At 41.7% G+C, this 19,385-nt stretch carries 11 protein-coding genes; 7 read left to right on the forward strand and 4 right to left on the reverse strand.

Annotated elements, in window-relative coordinates; all coding sequences use genetic code 11:
- Window positions 1–127 precede the first annotated feature (127 nt).
- From AQPE_RS12190 to AQPE_RS12205, 4 genes are all read left to right on the forward strand, one after another.
- Entirely contained in the window at window positions 128–2,224 is a 2,097-nt protein-coding gene (locus tag AQPE_RS12190; protein ID WP_318346772.1) for an NPCBM/NEW2 domain-containing protein, read from the forward strand.
- Window positions 2,225–2,364: 140 nt separating this feature from the next.
- Window positions 2,365–4,179, forward strand: a complete 1,815-nt coding sequence (locus tag AQPE_RS12195) for a glycoside hydrolase family 35 protein (RefSeq protein ID WP_318346773.1) — start codon at window positions 2,365–2,367, stop codon at window positions 4,177–4,179.
- Between the two features lie 108 nt (window positions 4,180–4,287).
- Complete coding sequence (locus tag AQPE_RS12200; RefSeq protein ID WP_318346774.1) at window positions 4,288–6,183, forward strand: CocE/NonD family hydrolase; 1,896 nt, start codon at window positions 4,288–4,290, stop codon at window positions 6,181–6,183.
- Between the two features lie 153 nt (window positions 6,184–6,336).
- Entirely contained in the window at window positions 6,337–8,811 is a 2,475-nt protein-coding gene (locus AQPE_RS12205; RefSeq protein ID WP_318346775.1) for an AMP-binding protein, read from the forward strand.
- Window positions 8,812–8,869: 58 nt separating this feature from the next.
- Here the strand turns inward: AQPE_RS12205 and AQPE_RS12210 are convergent, their stop codons facing one another.
- Both AQPE_RS12210 and AQPE_RS12215 read right to left on the reverse strand, forming a co-directional pair.
- Window positions 8,870–9,742, reverse strand: coding sequence for a phosphodiester glycosidase family protein (locus AQPE_RS12210; RefSeq protein WP_318346776.1), 873 nt, complete (start codon window positions 9,740–9,742; stop codon window positions 8,870–8,872).
- Window positions 9,735–10,853 (reverse strand): hypothetical protein, encoded by a 1,119-nt coding sequence (locus AQPE_RS12215; RefSeq protein WP_318346777.1) that lies wholly within the window; start codon window positions 10,851–10,853, stop codon window positions 9,735–9,737. Before AQPE_RS12215 ends, AQPE_RS12210 begins: the two co-directional genes overlap by 8 nt.
- 163 nt (window positions 10,854–11,016) lie before the next feature.
- Between AQPE_RS12215 and AQPE_RS12220 the strand changes: the two genes are divergently transcribed.
- Complete coding sequence (locus AQPE_RS12220) at window positions 11,017–11,931, forward strand: M23 family metallopeptidase (protein WP_318346778.1); 915 nt, start codon at window positions 11,017–11,019, stop codon at window positions 11,929–11,931.
- 172 nt (window positions 11,932–12,103) lie between these two features.
- Window positions 12,104–13,360: a glycoside hydrolase family 5 protein gene (locus tag AQPE_RS12225; protein WP_318346779.1), complete on the forward strand. Its 1,257-nt coding sequence runs from the start codon at window positions 12,104–12,106 to the stop codon at window positions 13,358–13,360.
- A gap of 217 nt (window positions 13,361–13,577) precedes the next feature.
- On the opposite strand, the gene AQPE_RS12230 is transcribed toward AQPE_RS12225, so the two are convergent.
- Window positions 13,578–14,579: an IS256 family transposase, variant Zn-binding type gene (locus tag AQPE_RS12230; protein ID WP_449658186.1), complete on the reverse strand. Its 1,002-nt coding sequence runs from the start codon at window positions 14,577–14,579 to the stop codon at window positions 13,578–13,580.
- A gap of 133 nt (window positions 14,580–14,712) precedes the next feature.
- Entirely contained in the window at window positions 14,713–17,973 is a 3,261-nt protein-coding gene (locus AQPE_RS12235; RefSeq protein WP_318346781.1) for a TonB-dependent receptor, read from the reverse strand.
- A 404-nt stretch (window positions 17,974–18,377) separates the two neighbouring features.
- Between AQPE_RS12235 and nadA the strand changes: the two genes are divergently transcribed.
- Window positions 18,378–19,370, forward strand: coding sequence for a quinolinate synthase NadA (nadA, locus tag AQPE_RS12240; protein ID WP_318346782.1), 993 nt, complete (start codon window positions 18,378–18,380; stop codon window positions 19,368–19,370).
- The last annotated feature ends 15 nt before the right edge of the window (window positions 19,371–19,385 follow it).

The raw sequence follows: 19,385 nt of genomic DNA on the forward strand, positions 1-19,385 counted from the left end.
CGATCAGTTCTTCGATTAAATTTTTTTGTGCTTTACAGTTATTCTAACTTTCTGCTGATAATCAAACACTTTCTAGTGATTGTCAAAAGTTAAATTATTGCCTAATACAAACTGTAAATCAAGACCAATGAAAAATTTATTTATCCTTTGCTGCATTTTTCTGACATGTAGTTATACAAAGGCTCAGGAAAAATCAATCTGGCTCAGCGATCTGAATTTATCCCATTTCGATCAGGATATGGGACAGGCTTCCAAAAACAAAACGATGATGGGTTCTCCTTTAGTTGTGTCGGGGGTAACTTTCGAAAATGGTGTTGGCGTTTTTGCTCCGTCCAAAGGACTAATTGAATTGAACGGTGCTGGAATTCGTTTCCAGGCTGAAGTTGGCCCGGGCGAGATGAGGCGTCCGGGTGGTGGTTCAGGTGCTTCCGCTCCCGATAGCAATGCAAAAAAGCCTGGACAAAGCGCTACAACCGGCAGTACTCCTCAGACCTCCGAACTACGAAAACGTCCCGATATTCAATTTTTTGTTCTTGGCGACAAAAAAATATTGTGGAGTAGCGGATCCATGAAAGATGGAGATAAAGCCAAGCCGGTTGATGTTGATCTGAAGGGAATTAGCAAGTTGGCGCTGGTGGTGGTAACTGTCAATGGCGGCGGTGGTATGTTTGGCGGTATGGGCGTGTGGGGAAATGCCAAAATCAGCTACAATGGCGATGTGTCTCCGCAAACTCTTGCACTGACGTTCAATCCAGTATCAGAAATGCGTATTTTAACGCCTTCCGAAAGTTCCGTGCCGAAGATTAACTACCCCAAAGTTGTAGGAGCGACTCCGGGAAAGCCTTTCGTTTTTTCAATTCCTGTGACCGGCGAAAAACCACTGATTGTTACTATTGATAATTTGCCTTCTGGATTAAAGTTGGATTCCAGTTCCGGAATCATTTCAGGAACTTCGCCTTTGCAAAAGGGCACTTATTCATTAAACATTACTGTAAAAAATAGAATAGGGGAAGCCAGGGGAATGATCGATCTGAAAGTTGGTGATTTGCTCGCACTCACACCTCCAATGGGATGGAATAGCTGGAATGCCGGAGGAATGTCAGTCGATCAGGATAAAGTAAAAGCGGCTGCTGATGTGATTGCTGAGAAATTGCGTGGTCATGGCTGGGCATTTATCAACATTGACGATGGATGGCAGGCCGACAAACGCACCGACAACGGAGAACTGCTTACCAATGCCAAATTCTCCGACATAAAAGGAATGAGCGATTACATTCATGCAAAAGGGATGCGGTTTGGGATTTACTCGTCGCCCGGGCCACAAACTTGCGGGCGTGCTTTGGGAAGTTATCAACACGAAGAACAGGATGCCAAAACCTGGGCTCAATGGGGTGTCGATTACCTGAAATACGACTGGTGCTCGTACCGATCTGTTGCCAAAGATGATTCGGAAGAAGAACTGAAAAAGCCATATTTCATCATGCGCGACGCTTTGTCCAAAACCAACCGGGATATTGTTTACAGTTTGTGTCAATACGGTATGGGCAACGTGTGGAACTGGGGTGCCGAAGTAAACGGGAACTTGTGGCGAACCACCGGAGATATTAACGATAGCTGGAAAAGTGTGCTGAATACTGGCTTTAAGCAGACGAATAATTATCAGAAAGCCGGGCCGGGTCATTGGAACGACCCAGATATGCTGGTTATTGGTCGGGTTGGCTGGAGCAAAGATACCAAACCGACCAAACTAACTCCTGATGAGCAGTATTCGCACATAAGCCTTTGGTCGTTACTCTCATCACCTTTACTTATTGGCTGTGAAATGGATAAACTTGATAATTTCACTTTGGGATTGATTACCAACGATGAAGTGATAGGCGTTAACCAGGATGCTTTAGGAAAGCAGGCACGGTTAATTCAAAAAGGTGACGATTACCAGGTTTGGGCCAAAGATCTTGCCGATGGCTCGAAAGCAGTTGGGCTTTTTTACACAGGAGTGAACGAAACGGGAGCGAAAGATCCGGTTAAAATGATCAATTGGGGAGATGAAAAACCTGAAGAAACCAAACTCATCAGTATTGACTTTAAGTCTCTAGGTTTATCCGGAAAACAAAAAGCACGAGATCTTTGGTCTCAACAAAATCTGGGTACTTACAATGATTATTTTGAGTCAGACGTCAATTACCATGGTGTTGTTTTGGTCAAACTTTCAGCTTTAGAATAGGATATATCAGTTGATATTGGTGAGTAGAATGTTGCAGAATCCTCCTGGGCTTAAATACTCAGGGGGATTTGTTTTTGGCCGATGTACTCAAGAATTTCCGTTAAATTTCTACTTTTACCACCACTAAATCAAAATAAACCATGAATAAATTTATTCTTTCCATTTTTCTTTCGATAACACTTAGCGTTAGCTTGTTTAGTCAGGCAAAGATACATTCGTTTAAACTCGAAAAATCCGAATTTCTGCTCGATGGGAAGCCGTTCCAGATTATTTCAGGTGAGATGCACCCTGCTAGAATTCCTGTTGAATACTGGCGGCAACGCATCCAAATGGCCAAAGCGATGGGTTGTAACACCATTGCGGCCTATGTCTTCTGGAATTATCATGAATCGGAACCGGGAGTATTCGATTTCCAGACAGGAAACCACAACATCGCCCAATTCATTAAAATAGTTCAGGAAGAAGGTCTGTTCCTGATTTTACGCCCCGGTCCGTACGTTTGTGCCGAATGGGATTTTGGGGGATTGCCATCGTACCTGCTCAGCATTCCTGATATTAAAGTGCGTTGCATGGATCCGCGATATACCGAAGCTGCTGATCGTTACATCAAAACACTGGCTCTTCAGGTAAAAGATTTGCAGGTTACCAAAGGTGGGCCGATTTTAATGGTTCAGGCGGAAAATGAATACGGAAGTTACGGGAACGACCGCACCTACATGAAATGGGTTCAGGATGTGTGGAAGAAAAACGGGATAGAAGTTCCGTTTTATACTGCCGACGGTGCCACTCCTTATATGCTCGAAGCAGGATCTTTACCTGATGCAGCGATCGGACTTGATCCGGGAGCAAACGCTGAAAACTTTGCCGAAGCAACCAAAGTAAACCCGAATGTTCCATCGTTTTGCAGCGAATTGTACCCGGGATGGCTTACCCACTGGGGCGAAAAATGGCAACGGCCTGATACTACCGACTTGCTGAAAGATGTAAAATGGCTGATGGACAACAAAAAATCATTCAATTTTTATGTGATTCATGGTGGAACCAACTTTGGCTATTGGGCTGGCGCCAATGCTTTTAGTCCGACACAGTACCAGCCTGATGTGACCAGCTACGACTATGATGCGCCGATTAATGAAATGGGACAGGCCACGCCAAAATATTTTGCACTGCGGAATTTGCTGGCCAAATATCTTCCCCCGAAACAAAAATTACCGGCCATCCCGGCTGCTATTCCGGTTATCGAAATTCCGGAAATCAAAATGACTGCCACTGCTTCTGTTTGGGATAATCTTCCGGTAGCGATTCAGTCGCCACAACCCAAGCCGATGGAAATGTTCGGGCAAAAGGGCGGTTTTATTCTTTACCGAACCAAGCTGATTGGTCACAAAAAGGGCAAACTCCGGATTACAGAATTACACGATTATGCTACCATTTTTGTTGATGGGAAATACATTGGCAAACTCGATCGCGCCCAAGCCGAAAACATCATCGAAATCCCCGAATCAGCTTCAGCCAATCCGCAACTCGATATTTTGGTTGAAGGTATGGGACGCATCAACTTTGCTGAATACATGATCGACCGTAAAGGAATTACCGACCGGGTTTCGCTCAATGGCATGACCCTGATGGACTGGCAGATTTTTACACTTCCTTTCGACGAAAAGGATGTGCAAAATCTGAAATTTGCTTCAGGCGAAAATACAAAACCCGGACTTTTCTTTAAAGGTGAATTTGAACTGGCTGTTGTAGGCGATACCTATCTGGATGTAAGCCAATGGGAAAAAGGAGTAGTTTGGGTGAACGGGCATAACTTAGGCCGTTATTGGAACATTGGCCCACAGAAACAATTGTATTGTCCGGCACCCTGGTTGAAAAAAGGAAAGAATGAAATCGTGATTTTCGACATGCACCTGCTTGCCCCGAAACCGGTAAAAGGGGCGAAAAGCATGGAATAAAGACTGTATTTAAACTGATCTGAAGAACTTCAAGTCATCAGATCAGTTTAATCGGTATAAAAAGCACATGCAATATTATTGTTGCTGATTAACTTAAATTTTCGATAGATGAATAAGTCAATTCTTGTCTTCACTTTTTGTTTTTTGCTGCATCTGGCTCATGCGGAGAATAAAGACAGCACTTGGGTGGTAAATAATTACACTAAAATTGAGCGGCAAATTCCCATGCGGGATGGGATTCGGTTATTCACTACGATTTATATTCCAAAGGATACCACCGAAAAGCATCCTTTTTTAATGACACGAACTCCCTATTCGTGCAGTCCTTACGGTGAAGCTAAATTCGCCTCCTTTTGGAAATCGTACACGATGTCGTACCTAAAGGAAGGTTATTTCATGGTTATTCAGGATGTGCGCGGAAGATGGATGAGTGAAGGTAAATTTGCCGATGTCAGGCCGTTTAATGCCAATAAAAAGACCAGTCAGGAAACGGACGAAGCCAGCGATAGCTACGATACTGTTGACTGGTTGCTTAAAAATATACCGAATAACAATGGCAAGGTTGGGGTCTTCGGAGTTTCCTATCCTGGATATTATTCCACAATGGCCGCTGCCTCCAATCACCCTGCAATTGTGGCCGTGAGTCCTCAGGCGCCGGTTACCAATTGGTTTATTGGCGATGATGCCCATCACAATGGCGCCTTTTTCCTGATGGATAATTTTGGGTTTTATTCTGCAACTGGCTTTGGTTTTGGTCTGCCACACCCACATCCTAGGTCCACAGCTCCAAAATCGGTAGGATTTTCGGTAAACGATAATTATAAATTTTTCCTTGAAGCCGGGACACTTAATCATATTGCTAAGTTGGTTGGCGATAGTGTTCCTTTCTGGAAAGAAATGTACGATCACCCCAACTACGACGGATACTGGAAGGCCCGCGATGCCAGAAATGCAACTAAAAACCTGTCTCCTGCCATGTTGTGGGTTGGCGGATTGTTCGATGCCGAAGACAATTGGGGAACATGGAATTCATACCAATCAGCAGAAAGCAATAACCCGGGCAAGGAGTTTAATAAAATAGTCATGGGTCCATGGTCGCACGGCCAATGGAGTGGCAAAAATGTCACTCACATGGGAAATGTATATTTTGGAAGCAATACCGGAGATTGGTACCAACAAAATATTGAAATTCCTTTTTTCAATTATTACCTGAAGAACAAAGGCGATATCTCGCAATTGGCCGAAGCCACAATTTTTATTTCAGGAGAAAATACCTGGAGGAAGTTTAAGCAATGGCCGCCTGCCCAGAAAGAGGACAAAAACTTATTTCTGCAACCCAATGGCGGTCTGGATTGGAAAAAGCCAACCGTTAAAACCAGTTCGACGGAATACATCAGCGATCCGGCAAAACCGGTTCCTTATGCCGAAGGAATTCATTTGCATCGAACAACTGCTTATATGACCGACGACCAACGATTTGCTGAACGGAGAACTGATGTAATTACGTTTAAGACTGAAGTATTGACTGAAGATCTTACTGTTACCGGGATAATTAAAGCCAATCTTTTTACTTCGATTTCTACTACAGATGCTGATTTTGTGGTAAAAGTGATCGATGTTTTTCCGGATAAATTCGCATACAACGATTCTGTTTATGCCAGTAAAAATTCGGTCAGATACCCAATGGGCGCTTACGAAATGTTGGTAAAAGGCGAAATTATGAGGGGTCGGTACCGAAACAGTTTTGAAAGGCCTGAACCGTTTGTACCCAACAAGGTTGCGCTTGTCAGGTTTAATATTGGCGATGTTGCCCACACGTTTAAAAAGGGGCATCGCGTTATGGTGCAGATTCAAAGCAGTTGGTTTCCTTTGGTCGATCGCAATCCGCAAAAGTTCGTCAATATTTATACGGCTACTGAAAACGATTTTCAGAAAGCCACGGTTCGTATTTATCACGACGAAAAGCACCAAAGCAGTGTTGTTTTGCCTGTCTTGAGAAACTGAACGTTCTCTCGAATGTAATTCTTCGACCGGTCTGTCTGTTTTATTCTGAGATTGATTTACTTTGCATCGTTTATGGGGCAGGTATGTCGGGTGAAAATATTTCAGGAAAATAACGATTATCTGGACTCCCAATTTTAATCGCAAAAATTGATTATGCCGAAACCTATAATAAACCGGTCGTTCTCCGATAAAAAAGCCCTGATTACTTCTCAGGGTGATATTACATACAGTCAGTTACTGAAAAGCATTCAGCAATTTGCCCAACTATTTGCCAACAAAGGCTACACCAAGGTTGCCATTTACGCCGAGAATTCGCCGTCGTGGATTTATGCTTTTTATGCTGCGCTGCAAAACGATTGCATTGCTATTCCGATTGATTTTTTGGCTTCTGCCGAAGATGTAGCGTACATTATCGACGATTGTCAGCCCGAGTTGCTTTTTATCAGCTCCGGAATGACCGAATTGTTTGCCAAAGTCGATCTGAAAACTCAGCATAAACCTGAAGTTCTGGTTTTTGAAGAAATTGCCATCGATGAAACGGTATCCGAAAGTCAGTGGTTGGCGCCTGAAGATGACAATACTACAGCGGTAATTATTTATACTTCAGGAACAACCGGTAGCCCGAAAGGGGTCATGCTTTCGTACACCAACATCAAGGAAAATATGAATGCGGTTATCGGATGTGGCATTTTTACCCCCGACCGCCAGGTGATGGTTTTTCTGCCGCTTCACCACATTTTCCCGTTGGTCGGGTCGCTTATGGTTTCCTTTTATGTTGGAACGACCATTGCAATTGCCCCATCGATGCAATCGGCCGACCTGATGAAAACTTTTGCTGATAACGAAGTTGGTGTTTTTCTTGGAGTTCCTCGATTGTACGAACTGATGTATCGAGGAATCAAGGCGAAGATCGATCAAAGTGCGATTGCCCGATTTCTGTACTGGCTGGTACTGAAGACGAAAAACCGAAAACTGGGAAAAACGCTTTTCAAAAAAGTGCATGAAGGATTTGGTGGCCATTTGCAATACATGATTTCAGGAGGAGCTGCGCTGAATAAGGAAGTTGGAACCTTTTTTTATGCATTGGGCTTCGATATTATGGAAGGTTTTGGGATGACTGAAGCTGCTCCGATGATTGCATTTCCGCGTCCCGGAAATATTGTAATTGGCGCAACCGGCCAGGCATTGCCCGGATTGACCGTCGAAATACGCGATGGAGAGATTGTAGCAAAAGGGCCGAGCATCATGAAGGGATATTACAATAGGGTAGAAGAGACCGCTGAAGTGATCAAAGACGGATGGCTTTATACCGGTGATTTAGGTTATTTGGACAAGAACGGATTTCTATACATTACTGGCCGGAAAAAGGAAATTATTGTTTTGCCCAACGGAAAGAATATTAATCCGGTTGATATTGAAATGAAGCTCGACGGTTATTCAGGAGCGATTAAAGAAGCCGGTGTTTTTTTGCACAACGAGATGCTTCATGCGGTAATTCTTCCGGATTTTAATTTTTTGTCCGAAAATGGAGTTGAAGATATCAATCAGTATTTCCGCGATGTGGTGATTTCGCCTTTCAATGCCGAAATGAGCTCGTACAAGCGGATTATGCAATTTACGCTGGTGAATTCGGAGTTGCCCCGGACACGTTTATCCAAGCTTCAGCGTTTCAAATTCGAGGAGTTCTTGGTGCAAAAGGAGAAGAAGAAAACGGCATCGGATGAGCCTGATACGGAAGAATATCATGCCATCAAATCATTTATCGAAAGTCAGGTCGATATGGATATTTTGCCTGATCATCACCTGGTATTCGATATTTCGATGGACTCGCTGAGCAAATTAAGCCTGATCGATTTCATCGAAAAAAGCTTTGGAATTAAACTCGACGAAGAACAACTGCTCAAATTCCCATCTATCCGGAAAATTGCCGAACACATTCAAAGCAATAAATTGTTTCACAAAACCGATCAGGATTCGGGATGGGCTGGCGATTTAAAAGACAATTCGGATGTGATTTTGCCGAAAACGTCCTTTTTGCTTCATCCAATTGTCAATGCTGTTCGCGGATTTTTTCGTTTATTCTTTCAGTTCGAAGGGAAAGGGATGGAAAATATTCCTGAAGGGGCATGTTTTTTTGCGCCAAATCACGAAAGCAAACTCGATGCTTTTCTGGTGCTTTCGTACCTCGATAAACCAACTCTAATGAATACGTTTTCGTACGCCAAGAAAGATCACGTGAAAAGTGGGGTGCGTCGTTATGTAGCCAGCCGCAGCAATGTAATTGTGATGGATTTGTCGAAAGACCTGAAACATTCTATCCTGAAAATGGCTGAAGTGGTGAAACAGGGAAAGAAGATTTTGATATTTCCGGAAGGAACACGAACCCAAAGTGGCAAACTGGGCAAATTTCATAAAACCTATGCTATTTTAAGCTCCGAATTGAATGTCCCGGTTGTCCCGGTTGTGATTACCGGAGCTTACGCAGCAATGTCGTCAGGAGCAAAAAAAATTAAACGGGGCGAAAAAATTACCATCGAGTTTTTACCGGCTATTTCTCCTGAAGGAAAAACTCCTGAAGAACTGAATGCTTTGGTAAGAGAGAAGATTGCTGAGGCAAAAAATAGATAATTTGTATTTTGATAATGTCCGTCAGCTGAAGCAGACGGCAAAGGATAATATATTCTTATTATTTCTTCTTCCTTATCGCAATCACATTCGGCATTTTCCGGAAATGATCGTTGTCGTCATTGTCGCAGGTGTTCGATACATAGCTGCCGTATTTGGCAATAATGGTATCGCCTGTATTCACATAAAAGCTGGTTTCCGGTCCACCTTCGAGGTAAACAGTGGTTCGTATGTTAATGGGCAAAGCTTTCAATAAGGAAATCATGTTGATGTGGGTGTATGGCGAACGGGTAAAAATGAAATACAGGTTGCTCTCGGCATCGGTGGCCGCCAAAATCATGCTGCACGACTGATCGGGGCGCTTTGTAAAAGCCATTCCTTCACCTTTGTCATTGATCATGCGCATCCCCTGACAGACTGAGTGATACTGATTTTTAATCTTTTCCCAATCTTTTTGGTAGGTGTCAATAATTTCGAAAGGCGGTTTCTTTGGGTCTTTCGGGTGCATGGCCAGTAAGGCGTTGTAATAATTATTCTTCGCAGGGTTATTCAGGTGGTTATAGTTCTTCATGTACCCTTTATTCGACTGCGTTTTATTATATCGGTACATTCCGGCATTCACAATGATGTTCTGGTCGAATTCCTGCGCCCAATCGGGAGCTGTTCTGGGTAGATTTCCGTGTTCTGATGCGGTCAAAAACTCGAAGTCGAATTTTTGGGCATCCACTTTCAGTATACTAATTTTCGAGTCGCCAACCACCGATTTTTCGGGAGTTTCCAATTCGGCCAGTTGCAAACCATCCATCAGGTTTTTCCATGGAATTTCACCTCCCCAAGTGGTCTGCGCCTGCCCCGACATCAGATTCAGGAAAAACAGCAGGGTCAGGAACGTAATTTTCCCGGTGTGCCAATGGATCGCTGTTGCTTTAAACATCGGTAAAATTGAATCGGGAATTTTTGAATGGGAATAAATCGAATAATTCTCCGGAATAATAGAACTCGTAGGCTACGGCACCAAATGAGTACTTTTTACCCTTGATGTTTATACCAGAACCACCCACAACCGGATTTTCCTTAGGTACCGAAACTTCGTAACCGATGTTATACAAGGTTGCTAAAATTTCAGGACGTTCGCTGATCGGAAATCCTGATTTTTCCCATTGCGCATTGATTTGCTTTACGTTGAGCGCAGCATACAGGTACGAATAATAATGATTTTTGTAAGAAGTCAGTCGGCTGAAACGCTCCTGAGCGATGTTTTGGGTGTGAAAATCGAGCAGGTTTTCGTATCGTTTGCCCAAGTAAAAAATAGATGTGCTGTCTTTTAGGTTTTTTTCGATAGTTTGAGCTGTAGGTACTTTTATACCAGTCACTCCCAGCGAAAAGGTTGTTTCTACCGAAAGGATTTTTAAAGGTCCGATCCACTTCTTATAGGCTTCGCGGCTCGAATTGAATAAACGGATTTGTTCTCCAACCAGGACAGATACAATTAGGCGAGGCTCTACTCCGGTAACCTCTGCAACCGAATCAATTAGCGGTTTATCTTTTGCTACAGCCAACTTAAAGTCCTGCCATTCCGGAATATTCATCCATTCGAAAACACTTTGTGCCTTAATTTTTTCTTTTTTCGCATCGCCACTTTCAACAAACTCATTAACCTCTTTCTTGTATTTTTCATCTTGTTGCATGTACATGTCAACAGCCTCAAGCATTCGTTGAGATTGTTTCAGGTCGTGGCTTTCGAAATAGGCATTCTGAATGTAGTAAGCATTGGTAGGATAATACTTGCTTAAAACTGCCAGGTTGTGAAGAAATTTGGCTTCACTGAGGTCTGTTTTGGAGTTGTCTCCATCAGTCCCCCGACCGTATTTATCTTTTATTTCCTGAAAATACCGGTCATTCAGGTCAACAACTCCGGGGTCATCTGTCAGGTGAAATTTTACTGCAAAAAATCCAACCGTCAAACCCAATCCAATTAAGGCGAAAATACCCGCAAATCCCAATCCTAAATACTTCAAAATCTTGCGGAAAACACTGTTTTTCATTTTTTCAATTCTCCTCTTAAGAACAACTGCAAATGTATTAAAAGGTGTTATTGTTTGTTAAAATGGCCATGTCTTTTAGCAGAAAGTTGTGAAATTATTAATGAAAAAGTTACCTTCGCTTCCCGTTCAAATTTTTGAGCTAGTATTAACCCAAATTTTGAAGATGAAAATATCCATCATAACACTTGCAGTAAGCGTACTGTTTTCTTTGTATAGCACTGCCCAAGAGCCCATTCCGGCAACAATTAATCCAATAAATGAAACTTTTCAGGTCGACACTCTGGCCAATGACGGTGAAGAATTGGAAGTCGACTCTCTGAAATTGACAAATGACGAAACACTCTATAAAAGCATTTGGAATTCTACTCAGATTAAATACCCGATCAATACCCTTCCCAATAAAAATGATACCATTACCATTTCTCTTTTGAATTCAGGAGACAGTCCGTTTGTAATGCCAGTAAAAGGGCAGATTTTGTCGAAGTTTGGTCCTCGTCACCGTAGAATGCACACCGGAACTGATATTAGGCTGAATTCGGGAGATACCGTTCGTTGTGCTTTCGATGGCCGTGTGCGGCTTGCTAAAGTTTTTCGGGGCTATGGAAATTTAGTTTTGGTAAGGCATAATAATGGACTTGAAACTATTTATGCTCACCTGAAAGCAATTAAGGTAAAGGTAAACGACACGGTTAAAGCCGGGGATTTGATCGGTTTGGGAGGACGAACCGGCAGGGCAACATGCAACCACCTTCACTTCGAGACACGACTTTTCGGAGAACCATTCGATTCGAATAAATACATTGATTATGAAACGTTTGCTCTTCGTTCAGACAAAGTAATTTACAAGAATAAACAGTTTGTGACTGATTTAAAGGACTTGAGAGATAAACCTGCTCCTGAAAATAAGCTTCTTTTAGCTTCTGGGCGGAGTGGAGCTTCCAAACATGTGATCAGAAAGGGTGATAACCTTTGGGTAATTGCTAAAAAGTACAATACAACCGTAAAAAAACTTTGTGCAGTCAATAAAATCACGGCTTCAAAAACATTGAAAGTAGGTTCGGTTCTTCGCATTAACTAAGCGAATATCATAGCCTTTGGCTTCCGGAAAACAAAATTCGGATGCAAGAAAGACAGTTTTTCGATCTCGGAAGGCTGTCTTTCTTCTTTATAGCTCTTGATTAACCCAATACCAGCGATCAAAATATTCAATAACTTTATCCTGAATTTACTAACCACAAACCTGATTCACCATGATTAAAAGTCTGCTTTCTATTTTCAGTTTGACAGGAATTTTTCTTTTCTCTTCCTGTAGTACTTCGGTTGCACCAAAATCTTCAAATCATCAGGGTTACATCAAAGTTGAAGGGCAAAACCTGATTGCTCCTGATGGCAATAAATTTTTCATTCAGGGAATTAATTTGGGTAATTGGCTAAACCCCGAAGGATATATGTTCGGTTTTAAAAAGACTAGTTCTGCCCGTTTGATCAATCAAGCCTTTTGTGAAATGGTTGGACCTGATTTCACCAATCAGTTCTGGAAGCAGTTCAAGGACAATTACATTACGCGCGAAGACATTCGGTACATTCGCAAAACGGGAATGAATACCATTCGCATGCCATTCCATTACAAGTTATTCACCGATGAAGATTACATGGGATTGAGTGTCAACCAGGATGGGTTTCAGCGTTTGGATAGCCTGGTTTCGTGGTGTCGCGAATCGGAAATTTACCTGATTTTGGATATGCACGATGCACCTGGCGGGCAAACCGGCGATAACATCGACGATAGCTATGGTTATCCATGGCTGATGACCAGTGAAGACAGTCAAAAACAGTTTACTGAAATCTGGAAGAAAATAGCAGAGCACTATCAGAATGAACCGGTGATTTTGGGCTACGATTTATTAAATGAACCCATTGCAACCTACTTCCCCGATGAAAAAGAAAAGTTGAATGCTGCGCTGGAACCAATTTATAAGCGTGCTGTTGCAGCGATTCGGGAAGTGGATAAAAACCATATCATTCTTTTGGGTGGCGCTCAGTGGAACGGAAACTTCCGTGTTTTCCACGATTCGAAGTTCGACGATAAACTGATGTACACCTGCCACCGCTACTGGTGCGATACGCTGCAAACCAATATTCAGGATTTTGTCAGTTTCCGCGACTCGGTAAATTTGCCAATCTATATGGGCGAAACCGGTGAAAATACGGATCAGTGGATTGGCGCCTGGACTCGATTAATGGAACGAAACAACATTGGCTGGACTTACTGGCCATTTAAAAAGATGGACAGTCCAAGAGGCGTTATGAGTATTACGCCACCAGAGAATTGGGATAAAATCATCGAATTTACAGAAAGTCCTAGAAATGGGTTTGATGAGATCCGGAAAGCCCGGCCTGATCAGGAGTTGGTGAAAAAAGCCATGCTTCAGTTGATTGAAAACTGTAAATACAAGAACTGTAAGGTAAACGAAGGCTATGTGAAAGCCATTGGAATGAAGCCATAAAATGCTTTGTCTTTGAAGGCAATGTGGTCAAAAATAGTTGGTGATTTTTTGGAAAATAATTAGTAAGCTCCACGCAGTTAATCCGAAGAGGAAGCAGGCTCTGATGGAGATCAACCTGCCAGCAATAAGGTTAACGCATAAACAGTAATACAAGGGTAGTCCAACAAGCTGCCCTTTTTCTGTTATTACTGGTATGCCCACAATGGCTTAAAAAAACTCATTTTGCGTTAGCAAAATAAATGTACCACTTGATGAAGTTTATTCGGTGTTTTACCGTCAACCCACGATGGATATCCAGGTGGTTTTTAAGATGACTGAAGTATCCTTCTATCCCGTTTGTAGTCTTGGGTATATCTGGGTTTGATAGGTAATGAAACATGTTTGGCAAAGCCCGTTTGATGGTTATATAAGAGCGGCGAAGCAGTTTATGTGTGTACCAATATCTTCCGGTTTCTGTGTTGTATGTTTTTTCATTCAAGTAATCTTTGTGTGTTTCATGCCATTTTAGAAACTCTCTTGTCCAGTAAATCCGGTCATTTTCTGATTTAATTCGAAGGATAAATAGCACCAGTTTGCGTAGTTCCTGTCCGGCCTGATGTTTGGGATACTGTGTTAGCCACAGCAGGCACATGCGCTGGATATGAACCAGACAGCGTTGGACGATAGCTTCTGGAACTGACCTTTTTATCGCTTTTAAGATACTTTTATGACCGTCGGTGGTAATGCTTTCGATCTGAATCCCAAGTTTGAGCAAGTTAGCCAGATCCTCTTTGATTTCCTCATAGCGTTCACCGTCAGTAAAGCGATGCAGCTGGGTGTAGCCATCAAAATCGTCTTGATAACAAACCAAACAAAACTGCGCAAAATACGTGGCATCTATCCGTAAATGAACACGCTCTCGCTTGATTATTTTGACCAATGGCGCTTGTTCTAAAAAATGGTAAAATGTCCGTTGAAGTGTAGCTTGCGATAGGCTGCTGTCCCTGCTTAAAATTTGATAAGTCTGACGTTCCAATATCCACTTTCTGAACCATACAAACCTGTTTTGAATTCTCTGTTCTGGACGATTTTCAGTTAGAAAAATTCCGCATCGTTTACATTTGAATCGTTGCTTACCCCCTTGTTTTCCCCATCGAATAACATCTGTATATCCACAGGCCCAACAGCGTTTTTTTTGATTTTTCCATAAACATAAAAAGTTTGATGAAACCAAGTTCATCAAACTTTCTGTATTATCAATATTGGTGTGCTTTACAAAGCTTTTTACCAACTATTTTTGACTAATATGCCTCTTTGAACAAAAAAAGGGATCTCCGAAAAGAGATCCCTTTTTTTGAATAATTTAACTAGTACTAGTTAAAGATATAGCGAATTCCAAGTTGAAGCTGCCAGCAGTTCGATTGGTTATTGTAAACGCTGAAAGACTTGGTTGGTAATACTTTTGCACCATCAACAGTCGTGTAATACATCGAATAGATTGGTGTATTACTTGCATTCATGCTTTCGTATTTTAATACTTTGCCATAATTAGAAGGTGCAGAGGTTTGAGTAACACCCCATGAGTCATTAATCAGGTTACCAAAGTTAAGGATATCGAGACTTATTTGTAGAGTGTTTGATGTGCTACCTGCTTTTACTCTAAAGTCCTGAGAAATTTTCAAGTCGAAACGATTAACCCAAGGCATTTTTGCTGAATAAGCTTCAGCATATTTTCCTTTGTTTTTGCTCAAATAAGGATCTTGTTCGATAAACTTCCAGAATGCATCAGCTTGTTGAGCGGCTGTAAATCCATTAGCACCTTCTTTGAAAAGGATTTCGTCCTTATTTGCAGGGATGTACATCAAGTCGTTGTTTACTCCATCCTTATTCATGTCTGAAGAATATACCCAACTGTAACGACCTGTATTGTAACCACTGTAATACAACCCAACATTTGTTGCTAAATGTTGGGCATATTCAAAACGGTAGCTAATCGATCCAACCAGTTTGTTTGGTGTTACATACTGAGAGTTTTGCAATCCAAGTTGGTTTGGTCCGTCAATAGATGCCTGATTTTGCCAAGCTGAATTGGCCTGACTTCCAGGGTTTCCTGAAATCTCTTTAACCACAGTATGAGTATAGGCAAACATCAATTTCAGATCTTTGATAGGCTCAGTAGTGTATGTTGTATTAAGCGAATAACCGTAACCTTTGTTGGTATTCTTAATGACCTCAGCATCACTAACTGCACTATTTATCTTTGTGCTTGTGTAGATGTACCGATTATCAGGTCCATTGAAACGTGCGAAGCCTAATTGTGCAGGATCGGGCATATTTGCATTTACCTGACAAACAGCATTGATATCTTTTGAATACATACCTTCTACCGTTAAGGCCATTGGGAATTCAGTTGGAATCTGGTAATCAACGGCCAGGGTACTTTTCCATACCTGTGGAAGTTTGAAATCAGGATCTATCGCAGCAATTGAACTTGGAAGTGCAGCCGTGGCAGTAGTAGGTAAACCTAAAGTGCTTACCATTTGATTTACATCGGTAATCAGGTTACCACCTGGAACCAATTTAGCTAAATCCGCACTGTTGCCGCTTCTGGTTACAGTATTTTGCACCATACCACCGTTTGTTGGCATATTTGTGAAGAAGACCAAAGGAATACGGCCAGTAAAAATACCGGTTCCACCTCTAACTTTCAACGATTTATCACCTCTTACATCATAGCTAAATCCAACACGTGGAGAGAGCAGCATTTTTGATGTAGGCCACATTCCTGTGTTTATTTTCCGGCCATCAAGAAAAGTTAATTTTGATACTTCTGTATTTTCAACCAAGTCGTTTAGATATGAAGTTAAATCGCCACGAATACCGTAAGTCAATTTAAGGTTTTTGGTAATGTTCCATTCGTCCTGGGCATAGATAGAAAATTGTCCAAAACTCAGGTCAGCAACAGGATTTAATTCTCCATTGTATCCATAAGTAAGTCCCCATGATTCTGGTGTTGCTCCATTAACAAAGTCAGCAAGACTCTTGAAGCGATAATATCCAGTACCAAATCTCTGGAACGAGTTGGAAACATATTGTTTCTCATAACTTGCACCAGCAGTAATTGTGTGGACGCCTAATGTATAGGTGAAGTTGTCAACAAAACTAGTCACATTATTTTTTACCCCATTATTCCATGAAAAAAGTTCGTATCCGGCTGACATAAAAGCATCGCCGTCTTTCATGATGTCAATATGCGGAAATGGAGAAGAAAGTGAGCCACGAACATCTTCAATGTGGGTGTATGTAGCTAACAATTGGTTCGACATGTTGTTGTTGATACGTGTGTTTAATTCTGCTGTCAACGAATGAACCAGGTTGTCCATCGAATAGCAGTTATTTCTAAATGCCATTGCGTTTTGAGAAATACGACCGGAAGTCATTTTGGTAGCAACGGTAGAAGTTGCATTTGTTGGAACATCAGCTACGTTTTTAGTGTAATTGTAACGAACTGTAAATTTATTGCTGTTGTTGATGTTCCAGTCGATACGGGCAAGCATCTTTTTATTTAAGTTGCCACCATCATAATTGGTGTACGAACCCGGGTCATAGCCATATTTAGCCAATCCTGTTTTAAAGGCTTCCATATCGCTTGCAGTAACTCTAGTGATATTTTGATCGGCATTCGCAATGCCATCAGTAGACAACTTCCACTGTTGAATAGGTGAAGGAGAGTTTGAACGTTCTCCGTTTACGAAGAAGAATAACTTGTTTTTAATGATCGGTCCGCCTAAGGTAAACCCATAAGTTGTTGTCTTTTCTGTAGGACGTGCGCCAAGGTCGTAACCGTCAACTGTGTTTCCACGATAATCCTGATTGCGTAAGAAAGTGTAGGCAGAACCTTTAAATTTGTTTGTTCCACTCTTGGTAATGGCGTTGATTCCAGCGCCAACGAAATTAGCTTGCTTTACATCGTAAGGTGCAATGGTTACCTGAAGTTCGTCGATTGCATCAAGAGAAATAGGGTTACCTCCCCCGGGAAGGCCATTGCTTAATCCAAAGTTGTTGTTGAAGTTTGCTCCATCAATGGTTACATTATTCAAACGGCCATCGCGTCCTCCAAATGAATTTCCCGCTCCGGAATATGGAGAAAGACGGGTAAAGTCATCCAGGCTGCGGCTAATAGAAGGCAGAATAGCCATCTGCTCGGTTGAGATGTTGGTTGATGCTCCGGTTTTGGTAGTTCCAAACGCCGATGGTTTTGCCCCAACAACAATAACTTCAGCAACGTCAACACTTTGCTCTTTTAACGAAGCATTAAGTACAAACGACTGTCCGAGGTAAAGAGTAATTTCAGTATAAGTTGCTTTGTTATAACCAACAAATGAAATTTCTACTTTGTACGGGCCTCCGGAGCGCATACCTTGCAAGGTAAAACGACCTTCTGAATTCGCAATTGTACCGTACTGGGTACCTGAAGGCTGATGAACTGCCAGAACTGTAGCTCCCGGTAGAGCTTCGTTATTTGCATCTGTAATTTTTCCTGTGATTCCCGAGGTTGTAACCTGAGAATAACCTGATAGAACAAAAGCAAAAAATGCAATTAGCACGAAATAAACTTTTAGCATCTTTTTCATAGAAAAATTGATTTTAATTTCTGCACAAAGAAAGTTAAATGATGTATAATAATATTAAATTGTTTCTTACGATAATGTTATCAATTGATGTCAATTCGATTAATTTCAGAAGCCTCGATCGAATGAAAACGTAGCCATATTTGACACTCTTTCTTGTTGAAAATTACAATTATTAACTGATTCAGAAAAGTATAGTTATGAACACGGGGAGTGCTGATAAAATGTTAATAAATATTAAAATCTTGACTTGATAATCATTTTATTTCTGAAGAAAAACATTAATACGAAATTGATAGGATATTGAAAAATAAGCTCCGACAAACAATTCAAATCCTGATGTGTTTTTATTTCAGAAAATCATATTTTTGCAGGCTTAATTGATTGCGAAATAATAAATGCAAGTGATGGAAGAAAAACAGATCCGGGAAATGCTTGATGAAAATGGATTTATTGAGGAGCAGATTAGCCCGGAATTAAAGCTGGTTGAGGAAATTAACCGACTGAAGAAAGAAAAGAATGCGGTCATTCTCAGTCATTATTATGTGGAAAGTGACCTTCAGGATATAGCTGATTATGTTGGTGATAGTTTAGGATTAGCTCAGGAGGCCGCAAAAACCGAAGCCGATTTGATTGTTTTTGTGGGTGTTCATTTTATGGCCGAAACTGCAAAAATCATTAACCCCTCCAAAAAGGTTATTCTGCCCGATTTGAAAGCCGGTTGTTCGCTGGCCGATTCTGCCCCGGCTGATAAGTTCGCTGAATTTAAAGCTCAATATCCCAATCATCAGGTGATTTCGTACATCAATTGCACTGCCGACCTGAAGACCATGACTGACGTGGTTTGTACCTCGGCCAATGCGCTGAAGATTGTAAACAGCTTTCCTCCGGAACAGAAACTTATTTTTGCGCCTGATAAAAACCTTGGAAATTACATCAACAGCCTGACTGGCCGTGAAATGGTTCTTTGGGATGGCGCCTGCATGGTTCACGAAAAATACTCGGTCGAAAAAATCATTGAGCTGATGGATCAGCATCCCGATGCCGAATTTATTGCCCATCCGGAGTGCGAAAAGCCGGTTTTGCTGGTTGCCAAATACATCGGTTCAACCACCGCGTTGTTGAACTACGTGACTGCAAGTCAAAAAAAGAAATTTATTGTAGCTACCGAAAGCGGCATTTTGCATCAAATGAACAGGGCTTGTCCGGATAAAATTTTCATTCCGGCTCCTTCCATTGATTCAACTTGTGGTTGCAACGACTGTTCGTACATGAAATTGAACAGCCTTCAGAAATTATACATCTGTCTGAAAAACGAATTACCCGAAATCACCCTTTCTGACGAGGTGATCAAAAAGGCTCAATTACCGATACTCCGAATGCTCGAAATCTCGAAATAAAGACTTTAAATCCCA

Source organism: Aquipluma nitroreducens (assembly GCF_009689585.1).
Taxonomy (GTDB): Bacteria; Bacteroidota; Bacteroidia; order Bacteroidales; family Prolixibacteraceae; genus Aquipluma; species Aquipluma nitroreducens.